The organism is Allohahella marinimesophila (genome assembly GCF_039538005.1).
Classification (GTDB): domain Bacteria; phylum Pseudomonadota; class Gammaproteobacteria; order Pseudomonadales; family Oleiphilaceae; genus Allohahella; species Allohahella marinimesophila.
Map to the genome: position 1 here is coordinate 760582 of NZ_BAABBO010000001.1, position 25266 is coordinate 785847.

General features: G+C 56.8%; 24 protein-coding genes. 8 read left to right on the forward strand and 16 right to left on the reverse strand.

Features of this window, described 5'->3' with window-relative positions; all coding sequences use genetic code 11:
• Positions 1-281 precede the first annotated feature (281 nt).
• Together clpS and clpA are read left to right on the forward strand one after the other, a co-directional pair.
• The gene (gene clpS, locus ABD735_RS03405; RefSeq protein WP_344803280.1) at positions 282-623 is read left to right on the forward strand and encodes an ATP-dependent Clp protease adapter ClpS; all 342 of its coding nucleotides are present in this window, start codon (positions 282-284) and stop codon (positions 621-623) included.
• Between the two features lie 54 nt (positions 624-677).
• On the forward strand, positions 678-2945 hold the full coding sequence (gene clpA / locus ABD735_RS03410) for an ATP-dependent Clp protease ATP-binding subunit ClpA (protein WP_344803282.1): 2268 nt from the start codon (positions 678-680) through the stop codon (positions 2943-2945).
• 125 nt (positions 2946-3070) lie between these two features.
• Here clpA and infA read toward each other — a convergent pair whose 3' ends face one another.
• From infA to ABD735_RS03450, 8 genes are all read right to left on the reverse strand, one after another.
• The gene (gene infA, locus ABD735_RS03415; RefSeq protein WP_344803285.1) at positions 3071-3292 is read right to left on the reverse strand and encodes a translation initiation factor IF-1; all 222 of its coding nucleotides are present in this window, start codon (positions 3290-3292) and stop codon (positions 3071-3073) included.
• A 174-nt stretch (positions 3293-3466) separates the two neighbouring features.
• The gene (locus ABD735_RS03420) at positions 3467-4174 is read right to left on the reverse strand and encodes an arginyltransferase (RefSeq protein WP_344803287.1); all 708 of its coding nucleotides are present in this window, start codon (positions 4172-4174) and stop codon (positions 3467-3469) included.
• A 90-nt stretch (positions 4175-4264) separates the two neighbouring features.
• Entirely contained in the window at positions 4265-5032 is a 768-nt protein-coding gene (gene aat / locus ABD735_RS03425; RefSeq protein ID WP_344803289.1) for a leucyl/phenylalanyl-tRNA--protein transferase, read from the reverse strand.
• Between the two features lie 34 nt (positions 5033-5066).
• The gene (gene trxB, locus ABD735_RS03430; protein ID WP_344803291.1) at positions 5067-6035 is read right to left on the reverse strand and encodes a thioredoxin-disulfide reductase; all 969 of its coding nucleotides are present in this window, start codon (positions 6033-6035) and stop codon (positions 5067-5069) included.
• 214 nt (positions 6036-6249) lie between these two features.
• On the reverse strand, positions 6250-7182 hold the full coding sequence (locus ABD735_RS03435; RefSeq protein ID WP_344803293.1) for an AAA family ATPase: 933 nt from the start codon (positions 7180-7182) through the stop codon (positions 6250-6252).
• The gene (locus tag ABD735_RS03440) at positions 7182-8243 is read right to left on the reverse strand and encodes an agmatine deiminase family protein (protein ID WP_344803295.1); all 1062 of its coding nucleotides are present in this window, start codon (positions 8241-8243) and stop codon (positions 7182-7184) included. The genes ABD735_RS03435 and ABD735_RS03440 overlap by 1 nt, the downstream gene beginning before the upstream one ends.
• Before the next feature lie 40 nt (positions 8244-8283).
• Complete coding sequence (locus tag ABD735_RS03445) at positions 8284-8703, reverse strand: hypothetical protein (protein WP_344803815.1); 420 nt, start codon at positions 8701-8703, stop codon at positions 8284-8286.
• Positions 8681-9313: a PilZ domain-containing protein gene (locus ABD735_RS03450; RefSeq protein WP_344803297.1), complete on the reverse strand. Its 633-nt coding sequence runs from the start codon at positions 9311-9313 to the stop codon at positions 8681-8683. Before ABD735_RS03450 ends, ABD735_RS03445 begins: the two co-directional genes overlap by 23 nt.
• A gap of 132 nt (positions 9314-9445) precedes the next feature.
• On the opposite strand from ABD735_RS03450, the gene ABD735_RS03455 reads away from it, so the two are divergent.
• On the forward strand, positions 9446-10687 hold the full coding sequence (locus ABD735_RS03455) for a lipoprotein-releasing ABC transporter permease subunit (protein ID WP_344803299.1): 1242 nt from the start codon (positions 9446-9448) through the stop codon (positions 10685-10687).
• The gene (locus ABD735_RS03460) at positions 10680-11399 is read left to right on the forward strand and encodes an ABC transporter ATP-binding protein (protein ID WP_344803301.1); all 720 of its coding nucleotides are present in this window, start codon (positions 10680-10682) and stop codon (positions 11397-11399) included. The genes ABD735_RS03455 and ABD735_RS03460 overlap by 8 nt, the downstream gene beginning before the upstream one ends.
• Before the next feature lie 24 nt (positions 11400-11423).
• Here the strand turns inward: ABD735_RS03460 and cysC are convergent, their stop codons facing one another.
• The 5 genes from cysC to ABD735_RS03485 form a co-directional block, all read right to left on the reverse strand.
• Positions 11424-12050 carry an adenylyl-sulfate kinase gene (gene cysC / locus ABD735_RS03465; protein WP_344803303.1) on the reverse strand — a complete coding sequence of 209 codons (627 nt, stop codon included), beginning with the start codon at positions 12048-12050 and terminating at the stop codon, positions 11424-11426.
• Positions 12047-13000 carry a transaldolase gene (gene tal / locus ABD735_RS03470; RefSeq protein ID WP_344803305.1) on the reverse strand — a complete coding sequence of 318 codons (954 nt, stop codon included), beginning with the start codon at positions 12998-13000 and terminating at the stop codon, positions 12047-12049. The genes cysC and tal overlap by 4 nt, the downstream gene beginning before the upstream one ends.
• Before the next feature lie 25 nt (positions 13001-13025).
• Entirely contained in the window at positions 13026-14027 is a 1002-nt protein-coding gene (gene dusA, locus ABD735_RS03475; RefSeq protein ID WP_344803307.1) for a tRNA dihydrouridine(20/20a) synthase DusA, read from the reverse strand.
• 106 nt (positions 14028-14133) lie between these two features.
• Positions 14134-14949, reverse strand: a complete 816-nt coding sequence (locus ABD735_RS03480) for a transglutaminase-like domain-containing protein (RefSeq protein ID WP_344803309.1) — start codon at positions 14947-14949, stop codon at positions 14134-14136.
• A 54-nt stretch (positions 14950-15003) separates the two neighbouring features.
• Positions 15004-15735: a Crp/Fnr family transcriptional regulator gene (locus ABD735_RS03485; protein WP_344803311.1), complete on the reverse strand. Its 732-nt coding sequence runs from the start codon at positions 15733-15735 to the stop codon at positions 15004-15006.
• A 359-nt stretch (positions 15736-16094) separates the two neighbouring features.
• Here ABD735_RS03485 and ABD735_RS03490 point away from each other — a divergent pair, with 359 nt between their 5' ends.
• From ABD735_RS03490 to creC, 4 genes are read left to right on the forward strand one after another with little or no spacing between them, the layout of a single operon-like run.
• Positions 16095-18206 (forward strand): marine proteobacterial sortase target protein, encoded by a 2112-nt coding sequence (locus ABD735_RS03490; RefSeq protein WP_344803313.1) that lies wholly within the window; start codon positions 16095-16097, stop codon positions 18204-18206.
• On the forward strand, positions 18203-18937 hold the full coding sequence (locus ABD735_RS03495; RefSeq protein WP_344803315.1) for a class GN sortase: 735 nt from the start codon (positions 18203-18205) through the stop codon (positions 18935-18937). The genes ABD735_RS03490 and ABD735_RS03495 overlap by 4 nt, the downstream gene beginning before the upstream one ends.
• Positions 18885-19622 (forward strand): two-component system response regulator CreB, encoded by a 738-nt coding sequence (creB, locus tag ABD735_RS03500; protein WP_344803317.1) that lies wholly within the window; start codon positions 18885-18887, stop codon positions 19620-19622. Before ABD735_RS03495 ends, creB begins: the two co-directional genes overlap by 53 nt.
• On the forward strand, positions 19622-21085 hold the full coding sequence (gene creC / locus ABD735_RS03505; protein ID WP_344803319.1) for a two-component system sensor histidine kinase CreC: 1464 nt from the start codon (positions 19622-19624) through the stop codon (positions 21083-21085). Before creB ends, creC begins: the two co-directional genes overlap by 1 nt.
• 40 nt (positions 21086-21125) lie before the next feature.
• Here creC and ABD735_RS03510 read toward each other — a convergent pair whose 3' ends face one another.
• The 3 genes from ABD735_RS03510 to ABD735_RS03520 are packed head-to-tail and all read right to left on the reverse strand — an operon-like array spanning position 21126 to position 25257.
• Complete coding sequence (locus tag ABD735_RS03510; RefSeq protein ID WP_344803321.1) at positions 21126-21806, reverse strand: Fe2+-dependent dioxygenase; 681 nt, start codon at positions 21804-21806, stop codon at positions 21126-21128.
• Entirely contained in the window at positions 21796-22902 is a 1107-nt protein-coding gene (locus ABD735_RS03515) for an alpha-hydroxy acid oxidase (RefSeq protein WP_344803323.1), read from the reverse strand. Before ABD735_RS03515 ends, ABD735_RS03510 begins: the two co-directional genes overlap by 11 nt.
• 3 nt (positions 22903-22905) lie before the next feature.
• Complete coding sequence (locus tag ABD735_RS03520) at positions 22906-25257, reverse strand: TonB-dependent receptor (protein ID WP_344803325.1); 2352 nt, start codon at positions 25255-25257, stop codon at positions 22906-22908.
• Positions 25258-25266 lie beyond the last annotated feature (9 nt).

A 25266-nucleotide genomic window follows, 5' to 3' on the forward strand; every position in this document is an offset into this window, starting at 1 on the left:
CATACAATGCTACTGCTAACTGAAGCGAATCAGCTGAAACAATGATACTACCAGCGAGCGCGGATTGTAACTGAATGCAACGAGCCATTTAAAATATTCGCTCAAGCCCACATATCGTGTACGGAAGGCGTCACGCAAGCGGATCGGGAGAGATCCTAACGAAGTCACAATGTGGCGACCTTTCGTTACCAAACTCTAAGATTCTTAATCAGACAGGCATGGGTAAAGTCATAGATACTCGACTAGAATTAAATTCAGATAGCGTGAACTCGCGAGTCTCCATGACTGGAGATGAAGGGCCACGCGAAGACGAGGACAGACGTGGGGCCGGCGGTCTGGCGGTAGCGCCAGCCAAACCAGCCCTTCAACGTCCAGCCGAATATCGTGTTGTCATGCTGAATGACGACTATACGCCGATGGAATTCGTGGTGGAGGTGCTGATGAAGTTTTTCGGCCACAACGAAACGAAGGCCACCGAGATCATGCTCACCGTGCACACGCAGGGCCGGGCAATATGTGGTGTCTATAGCAAGGATGTTGCAGAGACCAAAGCTGCACAGGTTAATCAGTACGCAGCCGAGTGTGAACATCCGCTGGTTTGCGAGATTGAACGAGCTGTTTGAAGATGGTTTTCCAATCATCGCTTATAGAAGATCGCAAGATCGAAGAGGTGAAATATGTTAAGTAAGGACCTCGAACTTACGCTGAACGCGGCATTCAAGAATGCCCGTGAAAGACGTCATGAGTTCATGACTGTAGAGCATTTGCTGCTCGCACTTCTGGATAACGAATCCGCTGTAAAAGTGCTTCACGCCTGCGGAGCGGATATCGAGCAACTGCGTGGCGAGCTCTCCGAGTTCGTGAATTCCACCACGCCACTCATCGCGACTGATGATCAGGAGCGGGAAACGCAACCAACACTGGGCTTCCAGCGGGTACTGCAGCGTGCAGTGTTCCATGTGCAGTCCTCTGGCAAGAAAGACAACGTGCTCGTTGCCATCTTCAGTGAGCAGGAAAGCCAGGCCGTTTATGTGCTGAAGAAGCAGAACGTCGCTCGCATCGATGTCGTCAATTTCATCTCGCATGGTATCAGCAAGATTGGCGGTGAAGGCGCTCGTGACGAAGACGGCGAGGCAGTTGAAGAAGGTTCGGACGAGCAGGGCGGCGCATCACCGCTGGATGCGTACGCTACCAACCTCAATGAACTGGCCAAACAGGGCCGTATCGACCCCTTGATCGGTCGCGACAGCGAGTTGTTGAGGGTCATGCAGGTGCTGTCACGTCGTCGCAAGAACAACCCATTGCTGGTTGGCGAGGCCGGTGTCGGCAAGACGGCTATCGCTGAAGGCCTTGCCAAGCGCATCGTCGACGGTCAGGTGCCTGAAATCATCAAGGAAGCGGTTGTTTACAGCCTTGATATGGGTGCACTGCTGGCTGGTACGAAGTATCGCGGCGATTTCGAAAAGCGCTTCAAGGCACTTCTGAAAGAATTGAAGAAGCAGGAAAAATCCATTCTCTTCATCGACGAGATTCACACCATCATTGGTGCGGGTTCAGCGTCCGGTGGCGTCATGGATGCTTCAAACCTGCTCAAGCCGCTGTTAAGCAGTGGTGAGATGCGCTGTATCGGCTCAACGACCTTTACTGAGTTCCGTGGAATTTTTGAGAAGGACAGTGCCCTGGCACGTCGTTTCCAGAAGGTTGACGTCAGCGAGCCATCGGTCGAAGACACCATCGAAATCCTGCGTGGCCTTCGCAAGTACTTCGAACAGCATCACGGCATCAAGTACACCGACGAGGCGCTCAAGGGCGCAGCAGAGCTGGCAGATCGGTATATCAACGATCGTCACATGCCTGACAAGGCTATCGATGTGATTGATGAAGCAGGCGCCAGTCAGCGGCTGAAGCCTGTCGAAGAGCGCAAGTCCGTGATTGATCTCGAGCTGATCGAAAGTATAGTTGCTTCGATTGCCCGCATTCCTTCCAAGACTGTGTCCTCGACTGACAAGGACAAGCTGAAGCGACTGGAGCGCGACCTCAAGATGGTCGTCTTTGGTCAGGATCCTGCGATTGGCGCGCTGTGTACGGCCATCAAGCTGTCACGAGCGGGCCTGACGACAGAGGGCAAGCCTGAAGGCTCCTTCCTGTTCGCAGGACCGACTGGTGTGGGCAAGACCGAAGTGACTCGCCAGCTGGCGAAGATCATGGGCGTCGAGCTTGTGCGCTTCGATATGTCTGAGTACATGGAGCGTCACACCGTGTCACGACTGATTGGTGCGCCTCCAGGCTATGTCGGCTTCGACCAGGGTGGTCTGTTGACTGAAGCAGTCACCAAGCATCCGCACTGTGTGCTGCTGCTGGATGAGATCGAGAAAGCGCATCCTGAAGTCTTCAACCTGCTGCTGCAGGTCATGGACCACGGAACGCTGACTGACAACAACGGACGCAAGGCCGACTTCCGCCACGTCATTCTGGTCATGACCACGAATGCTGGTGCTGAAGAAATGAGCCGACGTTCGATTGGTTTCAGCAACCAGGACCACGCGACAGACGGCATGGAGATTATTACCAAGAGCTTCACGCCCGAGTTCAGGAACCGTCTGGATGGCATCATTCAGTTCGATCCGCTGGCGCCGACTTCGATCACTCATGTCGTGGACAAGTTCCTGACTGAGCTGCAGGCTCAACTGGACGAGAAGCGGGTTCTGCTCGATCTCGACACAGAGGCGAAGGCGTGGCTCGCAGTGCATGGCTACGACAAGAAGATGGGTGCTCGACCGATGGGCCGCCTGATCCAGGAGCATATCAAGAAGACCCTGGCTGAGGAGATTCTCTTCGGTGAGCTGGCAGAGCATGGTGGAACAGCCTTCGTCTCCGTAAAGGATGACAAGCTGACCTTCCAGTTCGAGCCGACAAAGTCTCTGGAAGACGCTTCCGCCGAGTAGGCATTGAAGCTGCTGGAGCCAGGCCGGATTTGATCCGGTGAGGCTTCGGCCCAGCACAAATCAGGCTGTACAGTTCACTGTACGGCCTTTTTTTATGATGACTGTCTGGGTAGTGAAACGCGGCCTTACTTGGCGCGGTAGACGATACGGCCTTTGCTGAGATCGTAGGGCGACATTTCGACCTTGACCTTGTCTCCAGTCAGTATGCGGATGTAGTTCTTCCGCATTTTTCCTGAGATGTGAGCTGTCATGATGTGGCCGTTCTCGAGTTCAACCCGGAACATGGTGTTCGGCAGGGTATCGACGATAGTCCCTTCCATTTCAATACTGTTGTCTTCTTTTGCCATTCGGCATCAACCCTCTGTTGGACTGGTGGTCGTGTCTACGCCTTTGCGCGGCTTACGGCCTTACCGAGTGACAGCGAACAGGTGCACCCGGTGAATAATTAAATAACTGGTGTGAGCAGAAAAATGAGGACGGATTTTGCACGAGTTTCGGCCAAAACGCAAAAAAGCCGCTTTTCAGCCAATTCCTAGCCAGCGACCGTGGACCAGCATTTCGAGCGGGCGGTAGTTGGTCTTATAAGACATCTTCTGACAGCCCCGTATCCAGTAGCCCAGATACAGATAGGGGACATTGCGCTCATTGGCATAGGCGATTTGCCAGAGCACAGCGAAAACCCCAAGGCTTCGTCGGGCATGTCTGCTGTCGTAGAACGTGTAGATTGCCGAGAGCCCGTCTGCGGTATGGTCGATTACCGCTACCGCCAGTAACTCTTCGCCAGCCAGAAATTCGACAAACTCGGTTTCGGGACGCGCTTCCAGCAGAAAATTCTCGAACTGGCTGAGACTCGGCGGATACATGTCGCCATCGGCATGCTTGCTGTTGATATAGTGCTCGTAGAGGGCGAAGTGGCGGGGGTTGTATTCAGCCTTGCGTATATTGACCCGTAAGTCCTTGTTTCTGGAAACGATACGCTTCTGACTCTTGCTGAGCCTGAAGTGCGCTACTGGAATTCGAACCGGAATGCAGGCACTGCAGGCCTCACACTTGGGCTTGTAATAGTGATTGCCACTGCGACGAAAGCCGTTGAGCGAGAGCCGCGAATAGGTCTCGAAGTCGATCTCTACAGTGGGGTCGACAAAGACAGTGGTGGCGAGACGACCCTCGAGGTAACTGCACTCGTGTTCCGGCGTCGCAAAGTAGACGAGTGACTGAAGCTTGGTCACGGCAAATATCACGGCTCAATAATAATCCAGATGGCCTAAGCATACTGCAAAAACTGCTTGATGAAAGCGGTCGAGTGCCGCTTTAGGCTTTCATGAACCGTTTTGTAATAAAGCGGGGTTCGTCGTCCATTGATGTGGTGGGGCAGAGTCGGTGGCTGCGTACGTCTCGAGAAGTCTTGAAAACGCCTCTCGTGGCAGGGCTCTGGCGCCAAGTGAGCGCAGGTGATCACTGACCACCTGGCAATCCAACAGGTGGTAGCCCCAATCCATCAGGTGCTCGATGAGCAGTGTGATAACGATTTTCGATGCATCGGTCTCCAGAGAAAACATGGATTCACCGAAAAAGCAGCGTCCGAGGGCGAGGCCATACAGACCGCCCACAAGCTGCCACTGGTCGTTGTCTGCCTGGTGCCATAACTCGGCCGAATGAGCATGGCCTTCCGTGTGCAGTCGCTGATAGGCGCGCAACATTTCGGGCGTGATCCATGTCTCTTCACGGTTGGCACAGGCTGCCATCGTGGCGGCGAAATCTGTGTCGAAGGTGAAGCGATAACGTGTCGAATGCATCTGCCGTCTCATCCTGCGTCTGAGGCTGCGACTGACATGCAGATCGCCACGCAAAAACAGGCAGCGTGGGTCGGGGGACCACCACAGAATAGGTTGGCCTTCGGAGTACCACGGAAAGATACCTCTGGCATACGCGCTCAGCAGTCGACCGCTCGTGAGATCGCCGCCTGCGCAGAGCAGGCCATCTGGCTCTTCGAGGGCAGCCTCTACTGGCGGGAAACGATAGACGAGCCCGCCGGCTACAGAGCGCTCTACCGAGCGCTCGTCAAGCCAGGGCAAGTAAAGGGACATATCCGGGTCACTTCATGGGCAGCTAGTGGCCGCCCTAACTATCGAGAAACTTCTCGGCGTCGAGTGCCGCCATACAGCCGAAGCCAGCAGAAGTGATAGCCTGGCGATAGACATGATCACTGACATCGCCGGCTGCAAACACACCCGGTACGCTCGTCGCCGTGGCATTGCCACTGAGTCCGGACTTGATCTTGATATAGCCATCGGCCATGTCCAGCTGACCTTCGAAAATATCGGTGTTCGGTTTGTGGCCAATGGCGATGAAAACGCCCTGCAGTTGCAGATCCTGAGTAGCGTCACCATCACGCTGCTTGATGCGAAGGCCGGTCACACCGCTATCGTCGCCGAGTACTTCATCGACGACATGATCCCAGATGATTTCGATCAGGCCGGCTTCCACCTTTTCCATCAGCCGGGCCTGCAGAATCTTTTCTGCCCTCAGTTTGTCTCGGCGATGCACCAGGTAGACCTTCTTCGCGATATTGGCCAGATACAGCGCTTCTTCAACGGCCGTATTGCCACCACCAACGACGGCGACATCCTGCTTGCGGTAGAAGAAACCATCGCAGGTGGCACAGGCGCTCACACCCTTGCCCATGAATTTTTCTTCCGACGGCAAGCCAAGGTACATGGCTGATGCACCGGTAGAGATGATGAGCGCGTCGCAGGTATACACCGCACTGTCGCCTTCGAGCCGGAAAGGGCGGTTTGTCAGGTCGGTGGTATGGATATGGTCGAACAGCACTTCGGTATCGAAGCGCTCGGCATGCTTGAGCATGCGCTGCATGAGTTCTGGTCCCTGCACGCCATTTTCGTCGCCAGGCCAGTTGTCCACTTCCGTCGTCGTTGTCAGCTGTCCACCCTGCTGCATGCCGGTAATCATGACGGGCTTCAGGTTTGCCCTTGCCGCATAGACGGCGGCGGTATAACCGGCAGGACCGGAGCCCAGTATCAGCAGTTCGATATGACGGGTAGGCTTGGTTTTTTTCTGGGCTTCGCTCATGAAAGATCCTTTGTAGCAGACGTGGACAGACTACAGCCGGGGGATGCCGGGACTATGCCAGGTCGGCGCTTTGAAGTTGATGGATAAGCACGAAAATAATGGGGGCACATTAGCACAGAACAAGCCACGATATGATGAGTTCTCCCAATCGCGAACATAGCGACCTGCTAAGGCAGGCAGGCGCGTGCCGGCGCTCTGGCAGGTAAGGGCAGCTTCATAGCGCAGGGACCTGCTGCAGAATCTGTTCGGTCAGCGGGTGATGGCTGGCCCGGCTGCTGCTGCCCAATCGATGCTCGACGACCGCTGGCAATACTGCCTGAACATCGTCAGGCAGGGCAAAATCCCGCTCATGCATGAGGGCCCAGGCTTTAGCGGCACGCACGAGGGCAATGGCCCCACGCGGCGACAGACCATTACCCATCTTGCTGCCAGACCGGGTAAACGCGATGATGCGTTGAACATAATCGAGCAGGGCATCGCTGGTGTGGATGCGCTCCACTGCTTCCTGGAGAGCATTGAGCGTCTCAGGTGACAATGTGCTCTCCATGGCCTGCACCATGGCTCGGCGATCCACCCCTTGCAGCAGCTCACGCTCTGCCTTTGGCGGCGGAAAGCCGAGATGGATACGCATGAAGAATCTATCCATCTGCGACTCGGGCAGCAGGTAAGTGCCGCTCTGGTCACTCGGATTTTGCGTGGCAATGACGAAAAAAGGTTTCGGCAGGGGGTGCGTCGTGCCTTCAATACTAATCTGACGCTCCTCCATGGCCTCCAGCAGGGCACTCTGGGCCTTGGGCGTGGCCCGGTTGATTTCATCGGCCAGCACCAGCTGGGCGAACAGTGGCCCGGGATGAAAGACGAATTCGCCACTGTCCTTATCGAACAGGTTCAGACCGAGCAGGTCGGCCGGCAACAGGTCGCTGGTGAACTGAATGCGGTTGTAGGACAGGCCCAGCGCATTCGCCAGGGCGTGGGACAGGGTGGTCTTGCCCATCCCGGGGATGTCCTCTATCAGCAGATGGCCCTTGCAGAGCAGGCAACACAGCGCCATCGTGATCTGCTCGGACTTGCCAAGGATGATCGTCTCGATATTCCGCTGTGTCTGGCGCAGGTTGTCCAGCGCCGTCTGCAGAGCTTTCAGTGACATCAGTCGACGCCCTCCGGTAATTGCATGGTGACACAGTGCAGGCTGCCGCCCTGGGTGATCAATACACTGCAGTCTATGGGAATGACTTCGCGATCCGGGAAACACTGGCCGACGATTCGTATGGCTTCTTCGTCTTCCGGCGCGTTGTAGGTCGGCAACAGGACCGCATCGTTGATGATGAGAAAGTTGGCATAAGTGGCTGGCAGGCGATTGCCCTCATCGTCGAACTGCGGCGAGACCATCGGCAGTGGCGTGAGCTCATAGGGCTTGTGATCAATGGTGCGCAAGGCCTGAAGTTGCGCCTCCATGGCGTCGAGAGCCGTCTTGTGTTCGTCCTCAGGGTCCTGGCATTGCACATAACAGATGTGCCGCTCGCCATAGAAGCGGGCCAGGGTATCGATATGCCCGTCGGTATCGTCGCCAGCCAGATAACCATGGTCGAGCCAGTGCACCGTGTCGCAGCCGAAATGCTTGGCGAACACCTTGTTCACGCTGGTTTTTGTCTGTTCGGGATTGCGTGTTGCACTGGTGACACAGCGGGTCGTGGTCAGAATCGTGCCGGCGCCGTTGGATTCGATCGCGCCGCCTTCGAGGATATAATCGACATGGTGGAGCTGGGTCATGCCAAAGGTATCGAGTTCGTGCAGGATGGTCGTCAGCTGATTGTCTTTCTCGGCAGCGAACTTGCCGCCCCAGGCATTGAACTGAAAGTCGATCAGCACCGCCTCCGGTTCCTGCTCGCCAGGCAGGCGTTCGTAGACCGTGATCGGACCATGGTCACGGACCCAGGTGTCGTTCGAGGGCGCATGAACGAGCTTGACCTGGCGAGGATCTACCCCGGCAGCACCCAGCTCATCGGCGATGCGCTCGATGATCTCGAATGATTGACAGTTGATGATGAGCGCCTGGTGACGACAGACGGCCAGCGCGATCTGCAGGAAGGTCGCATGCGCCAGCTCGAGCTGATCGTGCCAGTCGGTCTGTTCGTGGGGCCAGGTCAGGAGCACCGCGCTCTGCGGCTCCCACTCTGCGGGCAATCTGAGTCTTTTTGTCTGGGTCAATGTGGTCAACTGTTGTCGGTGGCTGAGTGAGCTGGGTACTTTACCCTGACTTCAGAACAGTGTGAATCACAGTGTTGTTTTCGAAAAACACCGAATAACCGGGATATTCCCAGATCGTGATAGCGGGGTCGCCCACCGGACCTCTTACCCGGACCGGTTCGCCGAATTCACGCTGCACGCTATCCTGTGCCAGACCGGGCTCGGGGAGCTTGCCGCTGTGCGCAGATTTCTGTTTCTGCATTTGCGTCGCGACGCCGATCTTCAGTTCGTCTGCATGGACAGGTGCCATGACGACACTGAGACAGAGCAGGGCTGGCAGCAGGCTTGCGTGAGTGAGGCGAAGACTTTTCATGATGATGTACTCCCGTTCGATGTCCACCCCGAGCGGTGCATCGGGCACCGTGGCGGGTAAATCTGGCTGATCAACAGTCTGCCGGCTAGCCCAGCAGATCGTCGTCACGAAACATGTGATGGCGGTCCAGCGGCGTGATGACTGGCTCGGCCGTGTCTTCGTAGTAGCGCCGTCGCTCGTTCTGTTGCATGCGCAGAATATGGCGGGCGATGAGTTGCCGCTGGGCTTCATCCAGGTCCAGAAAGGCCGTTCGCACCCAATAGCCATCTTCTTCATGCTGCACATCAATGATTTCGACGTGCACGATCATGGTCGTATAACCCGGCAGAAAGGTTGCCTTGACGGCGAGACGGTCGCCCGGCTGCTGCATATTGCCCACCTGGAAGGCCATGCCGCCCTCGCTGAGGCTTATTTCGGTGAGACGCTGCTCATCGAGCTTGTCTTCCGTTAGCGCCAGAGTACGCGCGATCAGGTCGATCTTCCGACTCTGCAGCTTGAACAGCGAGACGATCTGGCGGTTCACCTCGGGCAGTTCATGCAGGCTCGCCAGGGCGCGTTGGCATTCCACGTCGATCTTCTGCAGCTCGGTCAGCAGCTCGTAATACACCGGCCGGACGCTGAGCTCGTCGTCGCGGTCGGAACGGACAGCGTGATATTCAATCTGTGCCATCGTTCTGACACGAAAGAAATTACGTCTGTTGTTCGGGAAGTCATTCATCGTGGGCCATGCGTCTGTTGCTTGATTTCATGGGCGATTCGACGCCCCTTCTGATAGATGCAGAGGGCAGTCGCAACGCCGCCATTTATTTATTATAGTGGCTCCCCGCAGTCCCGAAGGATTTTTTGAAGAATGTTCAAACCACTTCCGTTTTTCATCGGACTTCGCTACACCTGGGCGAAGAAGGGCAATCACTTCATTTCCTTCATTTCGCTGTCGTCGATGATCGGTCTGGCGCTTGGTGTGCTGGTGTTGATCACCGTCATGTCGGTCATGAATGGCTTCGATCGTGAGCTTCGTGAACGTATCCTCGGCATGGTGCCGCACGCCACCATTCAGGGCTACGATGGCATGCGAGACTGGCGGGCCATCGCCGAAAAGATTCCCGATAGCCCCGATATCGTGGCTATGGCGCCCTATATTCACGCCCAGGGCATGCTGACCTCTTCAGGCAGTGTTCGAGGCATGCTCCTCAATGGGGTCGAACCAGCGCTGGAAAAAGGCGTCTCCATCGTCCAGAACCATATGAAGGCAGGCTCGATCGATGATCTCGAGAGCGGTGAGTTCAATATCGTGCTCGGAGACATACTCGCCTCCTACATGCATGCCAGAATAGGTGACAAAGTCACTGTGGTGCTGCCAGAGGCCTCCGTGACGCCAGCAGGTGTGTTTCCCCGGCTCAAACGTTTCAAGGTCGTGGGAATCTTCAGCGTAGGCGCTGAAATCGATGGCAACCTGGCGCTGATTCACATCGATGATGCCGCGAAACTCAAGCGCATGGGCGACCGGGTCGATGGCATCCGTCTAAAGGTCGACGACCTGTTCAAGGCCCAGCAGGTGGCCTGGCGGGCGGTCAGTGCATTGGGCTCGAACTATTCGGCGAGCGACTGGACCAGAAGCCATGGCAATCTGTTCCAGGCCATCCGCATGGAAAAGACCCTGGTCGGCCTGCTCCTGATGATGATCATTGCCGTAGCGGCCTTCAATATCGTGTCTACGCTGGTCATGGTCGTCACCGACAAGCGGGCGGATATCGCCATCTTGCGCACCATGGGTGCCACGCCAGGGACTATTCTGCGCATATTCCTGTTCCAGGGCCTCCTCATCGGCTGCATCGGCATATTCAGTGGGGCAGTGCTTGGCGTGCTGCTGGCGACCAACATCAGCGGCCTCATCGCCTGGGTGGAACAGACGCTGGGTTTCCAGTTCCTCAGTGCCGATGTCTACTTCATCAGTTATCTGCCCTCACAGCTGCTGTGGAACGACGTGGCGGTCATTTGCGGCAGTGCCCTGGGCCTGGCCTTCCTCGCTACCATTTATCCCGCCATGAAAGCGTCCAAGATCGCGCCCGCCGAGGCTTTGCGTTATGAATGATATAGTCGACCGCAGCAAGCCGGTCATTCGCTGCACAGGCCTTGGCAAGGCCTATCAGCAGGGACGGACGGACATCGAGATTTTCAACGATATTTCCATCGACATTTTTCCTGGTGACACAGTGGCCATCATTGGCGCCAGTGGCTCTGGCAAGTCGACACTGCTGAATCTGCTTGGAGGCCTGGACAGCCCAAGCCAGGGGCGAATCGAACTGGCGGGCACTGATCTGACCACGATGAGCGAGTCTGCCAAGGCGAGTCAGCGCAATCAGCACCTGGGTTTCGTGTACCAGTTCCACCATTTGCTGCCAGAGTTCACCGCCCTTGAAAACGTGGCGATGCCACTCTTGCTGCGGAAGCTGCCGGTATCTCAGGCTCGGTCACGCGCCGAGGCTTATCTGGAGCAGGTGGGTCTGGGGCATCGGCTGCAGCACAAGCCGGGCGCGCTTTCTGGCGGTGAGCGCCAGCGTGTAGCCATCGCCCGCGCGCTGGTTACCGAACCATCCTGTGTAATGATGGACGAACCAACGGGCAACCTCGATCCTAATACCGCGGATCAGGTGACGGCCATACTACGGGATCTGGTCGACAGGCTGGCAATTGCCTTCGTATTGGTGACGCACGATCATGCACTCGCGAAGACCATGCAGACCGTGTACTCGCTTGAGCACGGCGTGCTCAAGCCTGCAGAGTTCGGCCAGTCGGGATACTAGAGTCCAGTCCGGTCCGAGAGGACACTAGAGGGCTTTCGGCTGTGTTCTGATGTATCCGAATTTGCTGAGATAGTCGATAAGTTGGTTGATGCAATCTTCGAGACTGTTGTCGCTGGTATCGATGGTGACATCGGCAGACGCGGGCACTTCATAAGGCGAATTGACCCCCGTAAAGTCCTTGATCTGGCCACTTCGGGCTTTCTTGTACAGGCCCTTCGTGTCACGGCCTTCACAGGTCTCGATCGGCGTGGACACGTGCACTTCGATGAATTGCCCTGGTTTGACCAGTGATTTCACCATTTTTCGGTCTTTCCTGAAAGGTGAAATGAAAGCCGTAATCACGATGAGGCCAGCATCCACCATCAGGCAGGCCGTTTCTCCGACGCGTCTGATGTTTTCCACCCTGTCGCGCTCGGAGAATCCCAGATCCTTGTTCAGGCCGTGGCGCACGTTATCGCCATCGAGCACATAGGTGTGATGCCTCAGCTCGTGCAGGCGACTGTCGAGTGCACTGGCGAGGGTGGACTTGCCAGCACCACTGAGACCAGTCAGCCAGACTACGCAGGGCTGCTGGTTCTTCTGCTCGGCCCGCTGGGCCGCGCTGACCTTGTACGTCTGCCAGACAATATTTTCGTTCTTTGATTCACTCATCGTCTGATATCACCCTCAATCGCACGTTTGACGATGCGCTCCAGGGCAATCTGATCAGCCGCAAATGTGCGAATGCCTTCGGCGAGCTTTTCAGTCGCCATGGCGTCCTCGTTGAGCTGCCAGCGAAACTCGGCTTCCGTCAGCGCGGATGGGCGTTCGCCGCCCTGGCTGCTGTGTTCCGGCAATGCACGTTGAAGGTCTTCTTCGGTTTCGGCCAGCTCCTGCAGCAGGTTGGGCGCGATGGTGAGCTTGTCACAGCCGGCGAGGGCGGTAATCTGACCGATATGGCGGAAGCTGGCGCCCATGACGATGGTCTTGAAGCCGTGCCGCTTGTAGAACTCGTAAATCTGCGCCACGGATTTCACGCCAGGGTCGTCGATCGGGTCGATATGGCGCACGTCACGGTCACGCTTGTACCAGTCATAGATTCGGCCGACGAAGGGACTGATCAACGTGGCGCCGGCATCGGCACAGGCTTGGGCCTGGGCAAAACTGAACAGCAGGGTCAGATTACAATGAATGCCCTGCTGTTCGAGTTCTGCCGCCGCCTGAATGCCTTCCCAGGTCGCCGCAATCTTGATCAGAATACGGTCCCGCTTCACACCGGCTGCCTCGTAATATTCGATCAGCTGCTGAGCCTTATTGACGGTTGCGGCTGTGTCGAATGACAGGCGGGCGTCGACTTCAGTCGACACGTAGCCCTTGATGTTCTGTAAAATTTCACCACCGACGAACGTCGCGAAACGGTCACATACGGCCTCGACTTCGCCATGACCAGCTTCGACAGCCTGGTCCAGCAGGGTTCGGTAGTGCGGCAGGTCAACAGCCTTGAGCAGAAGCGAAGGGTTGGTGGTCGCATCATCAGGACGATGCTTGAGGATGGCCTCAACGTCACCGGTGTCTGCGACCACGGAAGTCATGGTTCGGAGTTGCTCGAGTAGATTGGCCATTATTCATCCTGAATGTGTTGGGGAGCTAGCTTGCTTCGTTGTATTGCAATGCTTCGACAGTGTCAATGGCGCGTGCGAAAACCGCAGGCGAGGTGTCTGGCCGCACGGCTTCGGTGCTGAGGACTCGCCTGAATACTCGGCCACCCTTCTGCGCGTGGAACAGGCCGAGGATATGCCGAAGCATGGCCCAGACTCTGGTGCCCTGGGCGTGTTCGCGCTCGACGTACGCGAGAAATTCCCGAGCGACCCGGAGGCGCAAATCGATGTCTGCGGCGTGCCCGGTTTGGCGGTGGGCCAGCCCGCCGGGAAGCTCCGCGAGTATCCATGGTGTCTGGTAGGCGGCCCGTCCAATCATCACACCGTCGACGTGTTGAAGATGCTCGAAGCTTGCCTCAGTGGATGCAATCCCGCCGTTGATAATGATGTCAAGCGCCGGGAAGGCTGCCTTGAGCCGATACACGCGATCATAGATGAGCGGAGGTACTTCACGGTTCTGCTTTGGTGAAAGTCCCTGCAGCAAGGCCTTGCGGGCGTGTACGATGAAGGTCGAGCAGCCCGAAGCCTGTACCGTATTCACGAATTCGTGCAGGCTGGCTTCGCCATCCTGATCGTCGATGCCAATCCTGTGCTTGATGGTGACCGGAATATCGACGGCCGCCTGCATCGCGGCAAGGCAGTCACTGACCAGCTGCGGGTGGGCCATGAGACAGGCACCGATCATGTTGTTCTGCACTCTGTCACTGGGGCAGCCGACATTCAGGTTGACGGCGTCAAAACCACGCGCCTCGGCCATGCGGGCACACTGGGCAAGTTCGGCAGGATTACTACCCCCGAGCTGCAGCACCAGCGGATGCTCCGATCGATCGTAAGCGAGGAAACGGTCGGTATCGCCATGAATCAGTGCACCGGTAGTGACCATCTCGGTATAGAGAACGGTCTCCGGGTTCAGCAGGCGGGCGAAATAGCGATAATGTCGATCAGTCCAGTCCATCATGGGGGCAACGCTGAACTGCGAGGGCTGAGGCATAGTCATTCTGATACAACAATGGCAGGTGGCTTGCGGGTACATCACTGCGCCCAATCTTCCTATTATACCAAATTGGACGGCGCTTTGGGCCTCGACCGAATAGACACTAGGGCAGGCTGTTCGGCACCTGGCTGACGTCGGCGATTCGTTCCACGATCACCGTCTGGTCGACCGGGTACACAGTCGGCCCGAACTGATTGTAAACCGCAACGTCACCGGCATCCCGGCCGTAGCCGATCACGACATAGCCGCCTCGCTGCTGATCTTCGGTAGGGTCGAAGGTATACCAGCGCCCGGCGACGAAGACTTCGAACCAGGCGTGAAGATCCATCGGCTTCAGCTCATGGAGAAAACCCACGACAAGCCGGGCCGGTATGCTCAGGCTACGACACAAGGCGATACACAGGTGGGACAGGTCCCGGCAGACGCCCCACTGTCGCGTATTTACTTCGACTGCAGATACGGAAAGGTCACTGTTGCCTGGTCGATAGTTGATGTTCTGATGAACCCAGGTCGTGATGGCTGCTGCCTGGTCATAACCCGGCAGGCAGTCTCTGCTGATATCCGTAGCCATCTGACCAAAACGATCGGATTCGCAGTAGCGGCTGGGCAGCAGGTAGATCAGCACAGCGTCCGGTAAATTCTGTACTTCGACGAACTCACCACCGGGTGCCTTGTCGACCATGTCAGCGGTCATCACCTCGGCTGTCGTGTACACCGCAAATTCTGGAGGCATTGCCGTCACGCGCTGGCAGAGATTGCCATAAATATCCGTGAACTCCACGGCGGGCAGGCTAGGCACCACGCGGTATTCCTCGCGCGCGACCCACTGCTGGGCACCACTTCGCGGACGCAGCATCAGCACGAAAGGCGTCGGCACGCTCAGGTTGAACCTGATATCACATCTCGTTCTCAGCCACATCTCTCGTATCCTGTTGACGGGGCCTGCGGTGGCAGGGGCCCTTAAGAAAAGGCTTCATTTGATGAAGCCGGGAAACCAGGTCGTATCGAGTTGGCGGTACCGATCCTTGAAATCGCACAGTTCTATCATGCGTCTCCTGTTGAAAATAGTAACTTCCCGATTGCGAACGCTCATGAGACCTTCTTCTTCCAGTTCTCTCACCGTTCGGTTGACATACACGGTTGTGAGACCGATGGCATCTCCAATCAACACCTGCGAGAGCGGAAAATCGAAAGTCAGCGCGTCAAGCTGCTGAAACGCCGTCTGTCGGGCATGCGCCTGCAACACGAATAACATCAGCCTGTTCTTGCCGGGCATGCGACCTATTGCTTTCAGCCGATCGACCAGTACCATTTTTTCCTGCAGGCTCACGGTATACAGCAGTGCGGAGAGATTGGGATGATGCCTGAACACGGTGGCCAGCTTTTCCTTGGGAAAGGGGCACAGCGTGACCGGCGTGATGCTCATGAGTCCGGAAGCGTGAACCTCGAAGGGCATGGAAGAAGAACCTACAATGTCTCCAGGATAGTGGATGTTCAGAATGGTTCGATTGCCATTTGGCAACTGGGAAAAAGTAGCGACCCAACCCTCTCTGACTACGAAGATATCACCCACCTGCGCTTCCTGGTGATAGATGATCGTCCTCGCCTTGTACTGGGTGGTCACACTCTCGAGATCGAGCAGCACAGTTTTCTCTTCGGCGCTCAATTCGATGTAGTAGCTCATCTTTTCGATCAGATAGCTCATTCCGCTGGGCCTCCCCGGGTGGAGTTGGTGGCGGGCTGTATCAGATATCGATAGATTCCAGCGGACCATTCAAAAACTGATTCAGGATTCAATTGCAGGCTTTACCTTGTTCTAGGGCTCTGGGGGCACATTGAACACTAAAGCCGGTATACCCTGTTTTAAACTAGTTAAATAGAAACATCTTTGTAAGTGGAAGAAATATAAGGCTGCCATTCCTATTGACTACGTGCAAACCACGAGGTTTCGCCTAGTCAGCAAGCACGATCAGACTGTGACGTTCGAGTCGCTCACACAATCCACACATGAATGCCAAGTTGTGGGAACACACTGTCTCCTGTTCATTCCACAGGAGAATTGTCATGTCACGTCACACCAAGTCGGGTCGCTGGCTCGATCCCATCCGCGCACTCCTGGCCATCTGCGTCTGGGTGCTCATTTCCTGCCTGGCACAGTTGACGCAGGCCGCTGAAGACGCAGCACCTGCTACCGGTGCACTCATGCTGCTTCGAAGCGACGGGGTGCAGGTGCCTGCGCCGCTGCTTGATACCAGCGTTCAGGTCCACGTCACAGGTAGCATTGCCCGTGTCGTTATCGAGCAGCGTTTTTTCAACCGCAACAGCGACTTCACCGAAGGCACCTGGTTATTCCCATTGGCGGACAAGGCGGCCGTGCGTGCCATGCGCATCGAGATTGGCGATCGCGTGATCGAAGGACGCATTGCCGAGCGTGAAGCAGCGAAAGCGCGCTATGCCACGGCAAAGCGGGAAGGACGGGTGGCGAGCCTGGTAGAGCAGCAGCGCCCCAATCTGTTTTCCACCAGGGTAGCCAATATTCCGCCAGCGGAGTCAGTCATGGTAAGACTAGAGTACATTGAAACGATCGAAATAGATGCCGGTAAGGCAACATTGCGAATTCCAACCACGCTCACGCCACGCTACTTTCCAGCCACTGCGGACGCGCAGGACATGGCCATCGCCAGCTCTCCTGTAGTCGACAAATCTGCGCTCCCCATTGAAGCCGTGCCGACTGTGCAGTTCTCTGGCAATTTCAGCGGAGCATACATCGGTGACCTCGAGAGCGTGCATCATGACATCGTCGAATCAGGTGATAGGCGGGGCGAGCCCTCGGTCAGCAAGGGTATAAAAGTCCGCAGTATCAGCTTCAGCAAGACCAGTGAGCCGATGGATCGCGACATCTTGCTGACATGGTCCATGGAAGCTGAGGACGAACCCTATGCGGAAGTCTTCGGTGAGACGGTCGAGGGAAAGCACTATGGCTTGCTGGTGCTGGCGCCACAAAGTGCCGCGGTGGTCGCTGCGCAGGTGGCATCGCCAATAGCCCGCGAGATCATCTTTGTTATCGACACATCAGGTTCCATGGGCGGTGAATCGATAAGACAGGCCAGAGCGGGTTTGCAACAGGGCCTGACCAGGCTGCGTCCTGACGACACCTTCAACATCATTGAATTCAATTCGACCTTTACCCAACTCTATTCGGCATCGGAGCCAGCCACGACGCGAAATATCAATCAGGCCCTCGAATTCGTCAGCCATCTGGAGGCGAATGGAGGGACAGAAATGGCCTCGGCGCTGCGTAGCGCATTCAGTGGCGAAGCCGACAAGGAACGAATGCGGCAAGTGGTGTTTATCACCGATGGCGCAGTTGGCAACGAAGCTGAACTCTTCGGGATCATCCATAAATTGCTGGGCGGCAGCAGGCTGTTCACCGTCGGGATTGGCTCTGCGCCAAATGCCTGGTTCATGCGCAAGGCCGCAGAAGCAGGGCGAGGCAGCTTCACCTATATTTCACAGACCGATCAGGTCACAGAGTCGATGGGACGACTGTTTCTCAAGCTCGAAGCGCCTGTGCTCACGGATATTGTTATCGAAAGTGAAGACGGTGCCGCGATAAGTTTTGAGCCGGAAAAAGTGCCCGACCTGTATGCTGGTGATCCCGTCGTCGTGGCCATGACTTTGGACAAGCCCACCAGCCTGAGGCTGAGAGGCCAGCTGGCTGGCAAGCCGTGGTCAAGAACGGTAAGCCTCGATGACAAGGTCCAGCACCCAGGTGTCTCGAGCGTATGGGCCAAGGCTCGAATCGAAGCATTGTCACGCCGTATAGACACCGGCACGCCCGAAGCGGAGTTGCGACCGGCCATCCTCGAGCTGGCGCTTGATCATCACCTGGCGTCCAGATACACGAGCTTCATTGCCGAAGAGCAGGCTCCTGTCAGAGCGCCTGGTCAGCCACTGGGTGAAGGCACGGTTGCCAATCTGCTACCGGCTGGATCGGAAGCGGCAGCCCGTCATGAAGTCGCCATGCCACAGTACGCAGTGCATTATCCCAATACCGCGACACCGGCCGACCTGCTCCGACTGCTGGGCCTGGTAGGACTCTTGCTGTGCCTGTTCATGATCGTTTGCGAGCTCAGGCTGAGCGCTCAAGGTCACCCTGTTGGCGTACGGCCATGAATACGGTAGAAGGCCGCGTGATGACAGGCGGGCGGCCGCAGCAACCGGCGGGTCGACGTCAAAAGAACCGGTGGGCGCGGCGAAGTCTGATGACGCTGGTATTCGCCGGCAGTTTGTGGGCGCTCGTGTCGGCGTTATGGATTGATGCAAAGGCGGTACTGGCTCAGGTTCTACTGCAACACGCCTGGGCGTCGACGCTGGCTGCGCAAGAGGAGGGCCACAGTCAGCAGCAAATCCTTCAGGTAAAGCCATGGCCCTGGGCGGATGTCTGGCCTGTGGGACGGCTACGCTTTCCCGACGGTAGCGCATACGTGGTGCTCAATGGTACCAGTGGCCAGGCGCTCGCCTTCGGGCCCGGCCATGTAGAGGCCAGCGCAGCACCGGATGCTGTTGGCCGCATTATTCTGGCCGGGCACAGGGATACCCACTTTGCCGAACTGAAGCATGTACGCGAAAACGATGTCTTCACACTCGAAGACACACGGGGGGCGCTTCGCAGGTACACTGTAAGATCGATCAGAATCGTCGACAGTCGTAGCGAAAAGTTGCAGCTCGGAGGCGCAGCGGCTGAGCTTCAACTCATTAGCTGCTATCCTTTCGACGAATTGTCCGCCGGAGGTCCGTTGCGCTATGTAGTGACGGCCGAGCTGAACGAACCGATACCAGGACGCCGAGATATTGAGCCCGCAGAGCAGCACACCGTTACAGCACATACTCATCATCGAGGATGAAGCGGCCATTGCCGATACCCTGGTCTACGCCCTTGAAACCGATGGGTTCAGGGTCAGCTGGATGCGACTTGGCCAGGACGGCTTGGGCTTGTTGGCTACAGACGCACCGAAGGTGGATCTGGTGGTGCTGGATGTTGGTCTGCCAGATATCAACGGCTTCGAGCTCTGCAAGCAGATCCGATTGAAGTCCAATGTGCCCGTATTGTTTCTGACGGCACGACGAGACGAGATTGATCGCATTGTCGGGCTTGAGATCGGGGGCGATGACTACGTGACCAAGCCTTTCAGTCCCAGAGAGATCTGTGCGCGCGTCAGAGCCATTCTGAAACGCGTACAGCCGCCAGCGAGCGTGCTAGACAATTCTGAAGTTGGGCCCGCTCCCGCTTCGACTTTTGATCTGAACGAGGAGCGCGCACGAATTCGCTTCCACGGCCAGACCCTGGTGTTGACCCGCTACGAATATCTGATCCTTAGCCATCTCCTCAAAAATCCGGAGCGGGTATTCACACGCAGTCAGCTGATGGATCAGGTATGGAATGAGCCGGAAGCCAGCTTCGAACGCGCAGTCGATACTCATGTCAAAAGCCTGCGCGCCAAATTGCGTGATATCGACGCGGCGTCGAATCCCATCGTCACGCATCGTGGTCTTGGCTACAGTCTGTCGCTCAACGGGCAGCCCGAGTAGTGAAATTTGGCCGCCGCATCTTTCTCGGTTATTTCGTGCTGGTCGGTATGGCTACGCTCTGGTTTCTCTACGGTGTTGCAGATCAATTGCGGCCGTCGATCAGGCAGTCGAGCGAAGAGGCGCTGGTAGACACAGCAAACCTGCTTGCAGAACTCGTCGCGATGGAAGTCCGCCTGCATGGTCAGATCGACGCGCGGCTGAATACTTCAGCGTTCTCAGTTGCGCTGAACCGCTATCAATATCGCCCGTTGAATGCGCGTATCTGGACCCTGGACAAGACGAAACCGCGCTTTACGATTTACGTCACAGACCAGAATGGTATCGTGGTTCTGCACACGGACCCTTCTCAGCTCGGCATCGATTACTCGCAATGGAACGATGTCAGATTGACCCTGAAAGGGGAGTACGGGGCCCGAACAACGCAACTGAAAGCCGGCGATGAGTTCAGCACGGCGATGTATGTGGCTGCGCCGATCTATCATCGCGGAGACATCGTCGGCAGCCTGACGGTAAGCCAACCGAATGCAAGCCTGCAGCCATTCATCGATCTCGCCAGGCAGCAGATCTGGCAGCAGGGCACCATCATTCTGCTCGCCGCGCTGGTGCTTGGCGCCTTGCTGTCATTCTGGCTGACACGATCCATACGCAAGTTATCCAGCTATGTAGATGAGGTCAGTGCGGGTCGTCGACCTGCCTTGCCGAAGATCCACGAACGCGAGCTGGCCCACCTGGCTGACTCGATGGAAGCGATGCGTGAATCACTGGAAGGGCGGCGTTATGTCGAGGAGTATATCCATACGCTGACACACGAGTTGAAGAGCCCGCTGGCGGCTATCAGAGGCGCGGCAGAGCTATTGCAGGAGCCTGCCATGGACGATGACAGGCGGTCCCGCTTTCTCAACAATATTCTCGGTGAAGCCCTGAGGTGCACAGTGTTGATTGAGCGTCTCCTTGCGTTAGCCGAAGTCGAAAAACGTAATGAGCTGCGCAGTGCAGAGCGACTGAGTCTGCAGTCTCTGGTCGACGCCGAGATAGAGGCAAAGTCGAGTCGGATTCACCTGAAGCATTTGCAGTTGCGGCTGCACCTGCCGGACGGTGACTGTTACGCAAAGGGCGAGCGCTTTCTGGTGGCGCAGGCCGTGAGCAACCTGCTGGATAATGCCATTGACTTCAGCCCCGAGCATGCGGGTGTCGAGGTGACTATAGACAGGTCCACGTCTGATGATATGTGTCGGATAAGCATCGTCAATGGCGGCGGCGTTATTCCAGACTTTGCGGCACAACGTATCTTCGAGCGTTTCTATTCACTGCCAAGAGCGGAAAGCGATCGAAAAAGCTCGGGCCTGGGCCTGAGCTTCGTCAAGGAAATTGCCGAACTCCACGATGGCAGGATCGATATCAGTTCAGACCTGACTACCCGCACAGTCAGGGCCGAGCTTTATCTTCCGCGCTGGCACAACTGACGGGCCACTGATCAGCTCGCGCGTCAGCCAGCCAGCGAGCTCAGACGATCGACCAGCTACGCAGCAGGTTGTGATACAGCGCACTGAGCCGCCGCACTTCATGATTGTCCGAGCCACGATCTGAGCTCAGCACCTGTATGGCCTGATCGAGCTCGAACAGCTGCTCGCGCTGATGGTGCTCTCGAACCATGCTCTGCACCCAGAAGAAGGCGGCTTCACGGCGACCACTGATCACTGGCCTGACTTCATGCAGGCTGCTGGCAGGATAGAGAATGAGGCTGCCTGACTCGAGCTTGACTTGCTGCGCGCCGAAGCTGCCTTCTATCATCAGCTCGCCACCTTCGTAGGCGTCAGGATCCGACAGAAACAGCGTCGCTGATATATCGCTGCGTAGAAGACCCTGGTCGGGCAGCGCCATGATGGCGTTGTCCACGTGCAGGCCGTAGGCACCGCCTTGCTGATAGCAGTTGAAGCGGGGTGGAAAGATACTGTGAGGCAGGGCTGCCGATAGAAAGGTCGGGTGGCTACCAAGCTTTCGCAGAATGTAGGTGCTCAGCTCCTTGGCCAGTGGAGCGTCATCGTCGAGCTGAAGATTGCTCTTGACCCCGCGCGCCTGACTGCCGGCTGTTTTGCGACCGTCTATCCATTCAGCGCCAGCGAGACGCTCCCTAAAGGCGATGACTTCGCTGTTCGACAGTAAGTCTGGAATATCAATCAGCAAGGATGCAGTCCTTCGTGATGTCTGCAAGGGAGGGACAGCCACTCAGAGCCATCGCTGTTTCGAATTCGGTGTGCAGCAGGCGTAGCATATGGGCCACCCCGAGCGCACCCGCGACAGCCAGCGCGTAGAGCTGGGGACGGCCCACGAGTACACAGTTCGCGCCGAGCGCCAGGGCCTTCAAAACATCAGTGCCGCGACGGATACCACTATCGAGCAGAACCGGGTATTCGTCCCCGACAGCCGCACGAACAGCCGCAAGTGCACTGATTGTGGATGGCAGACCATCCAGAGTGCGCCCACCATGATTCGATACCACGACCCCGGCGCAGCCCAGATTTTTCAATTCAAGCGCGTCGAGGGGGTTCAGCACACCTTTCACCAACACTGGCAAGCGTGTTTCAGCCAACAGCCAGGTCAGATCGGCCATGGTTGGCGCATCAGCCATGAACCCATGAAGCACTACGCTATCGTTCGAATCCAGGGCACGCTGTGGTGGCCTGGAGAAGTGCTCGAGATTGACCGCCGTAACATGTTCGGGGAGTTCGAAACCCGCTCGCTGGGCACGATTGCGCAGGCCGGATACAGGCGCGTCCAGCGTGACGACAAGCGCTGTATAGCCTGCGCGCTCGGCACGGCGGACCAGAGCGAGCGTCGCCGCCCGCTCTGGCTGAAAATACACTTGAAACCAGAGGAGGCTGAGCCCCTGATTTGCGATGTCTTCGAGGCTGGCAGATGCCAATGTACTCACTATCATGCCGCAGTCGACTGCGGCCGCGCCGGCGGCTGTGGCCAGCTCGCCGTCGACGTGTACCAGCTTCTGATAAGCCACGGGGGCCAGCATGATCGGATGGCGCAAGCGGCTACCCAGCAATTCGCAGCTGGTATTGGCCTGAGCAAAATTGCGCAGCAGTCGTGGCTGAATCCGGATACGATCGAAGTCTTCGCGATTGCGCTGGAGGGTCAGTTCATCACCCACGCCTGCGGCGATATGCTCTTTGCAGGCGTGGGTGAGACGGGTGGAGGCCACCCGCTCGTAATCCCCCAGGCTGACGACATCCCTGGGTATGCAGAACTGTTCGTTCTGCTGATTACTCATGAACTAGAACTCATAAGCCAAGGCCAGTTGTGCATTGCGTGCGTCGCCGATATAGGTGAATGCGCCGCTACGATAGGCCGCAAGGTAATAGTCCTTGTCGAACACGTTGTTGACGTTGAGACGCGTGCTGAGCTTGTCAGTAAAGGCATAGCTGGCAAACAGGTCGTATTTTGAGTAACTCGGGACCCGGTAACTATAATCATTCCGAGCATCGTCGAAACCTGCTGCCGAGTCTGGCTGTCCGGCAAACATTTCGCTCGAATAGGTCGCTGCGCCACCGAAGGCGAATTTATCGGTCGCCTGATACCTGAGTTGCAGGTACAAGCTGTCTTCGGCAAAGTTACTCAGCGTGCGGCCTTCTGTCTCGCTGTCGAAGGACTCGAGTACTTCAGACTCCATCACGGCTACACCGAACTGCGTGCTCAACTTTTCAGTAAGATTACCCGCCATCGAGAGTTCTACACCACGAACACGGTTCTTGCCAGTATTCAGGGTGCCCAGCGTGGCGTAGTCATCCTCACCGATGGTTTCCATGACATCATCCTTGGTGATCTGGAAGACCGCCGCGGTAGCCAGCAGCTTCTCGTTCATGATGTTCCACTTGGTACCCACTTCGAGATTTTCAGTCAGCTCTGGCTCGCTTTTGGTGACCTGAACCGGGTCACCACAGAGGCCGCCATACCCGCAGTTGCCACCGAGGTCGGACTCGCCACCGTTGATGTTTGCAGAGGTGCTGTAAGTCGCATAGACGTTGCCTTGTTCTGTGATTTGATAAACCACGCCAAGGTGGCCGTTCCACAGGTCGTCGGAATAGTCATAATTGGTAGCGCTGCGCACGCCAGTCGCACGGTCGGTCGATATCACCGTATTGTTATAGTCGAAGCTATCGACCCGAACCCCGAAGAAAATGGACCATTGATCCGTCAGGTCGACTGTGTCCATGACCGAGAGCGAAAGCGTCTCTACTGAATAATCGGTATCCCACGCGCCCTTACTGATCTGGCGACCCATCACCCCATCGAGATTGGCGATGGTCGTGCCATCAGGCCCCAACATGCAATAGGTCTGCGAAACGCCACCGCGACCGGCTACAGCGCAGTTTGTCGGCGCCGTGTTGTTGACGTTGTAAACGCCATTGAGAACGTTGTTGTTCGAAAACTCTGCAGACACGACGAACTGATTGCGCTTTGACATCAGCTCTGTGTCAACGAATAGATTGAGCTGGTTGGCGAAGTACTCAACTTCCTGGTAGCCCTGGTGGGTACTCAGCGACACTGTGTCGACGCCCGGCGCAAAGGGGTCTTCAGGCGCTCTGGTAGTGCCTCGCGCGCCGGTGGTGACATAACCGTTGTCGGTGGTGCCGTAGCGGCTGGCATTTTCGATGCGAATGTTGTCGTCGATGTCGTAGCCAGCTCGAAAAGTGAAGACTTCAATTTTGGAGTCAAGGAAATCCTGCTCCTGTGAGTAGCTCGCTAGATCGTCAACCGGCCTGCCACCCCCTGCGACAATATAGGTGCCGAGATCAGGGCGGTCCATGGCGTTGAGGTAGTAGTAATCCAGCTTGAAATCGAGCTGATCCGTAGCTTCGAAAAGGGCGGACAAGGCCACGCCATTTCGCTCCCGATCGGCTGGCTCGCGATCAGGGACTTCTTCGTAGCCATGCAGCAGATTGAGGCGCAGGGCAGTGCGGTCGGTCATACCGATGTTGCTGTCCAGAGTCAGACGTCGGTAAGCATCAGTGCCGACGCCGACTTCCGCCTTGTTGAAGTCGTACTCGGTGCTGGCATGTTTGGTGATGCTGTTAATGGCACCACCCGTCGAGCCCCGTCCGGCGAATGTGGAGCTGGGACCCTTGGTCACTTCAACCTGTTCGGTAGCAAAGGTCTCACGGGTCGTCATACCCGGGTCGCGCAGGCTATCGACGAAGACATCGCTGCGGGCTTCGTGGCCACGGATGATATAGCGATCGCCGAAAGCATTCCCGTTCTCACCAGTGCCGAGGGTAATACCCGGCTGCGCTGCCAGCACTTCCTTCAAATCACTCTGCCCCGCATCCTTGATCTGGGTCTGGGTAAAGACGTTGATGGTCTGGGGTGTTTCGGCGATGGGCTTGACGTGGCGGTCATCACCGGACTCTTTGGCCTTGTAAGGCGCGCCGGGTTCGGCGTAGGGATTAGTGTCTACCGTCCGCTCTTCTACCTGCATCGTGTCGAGTACGAAGGTCTCGTCGTCAGCCTGTGCAAGCCCTCCAAGCATGAGCGCCGGAATGCCAAGTGTCAGCGCGCCTGCGCCTGTGCTAAAGGCTGTACGGCGTAAAGTGAGTGACTGTGCTTTGTGAGAAGTACTGCTGTACATGAGTAGTTC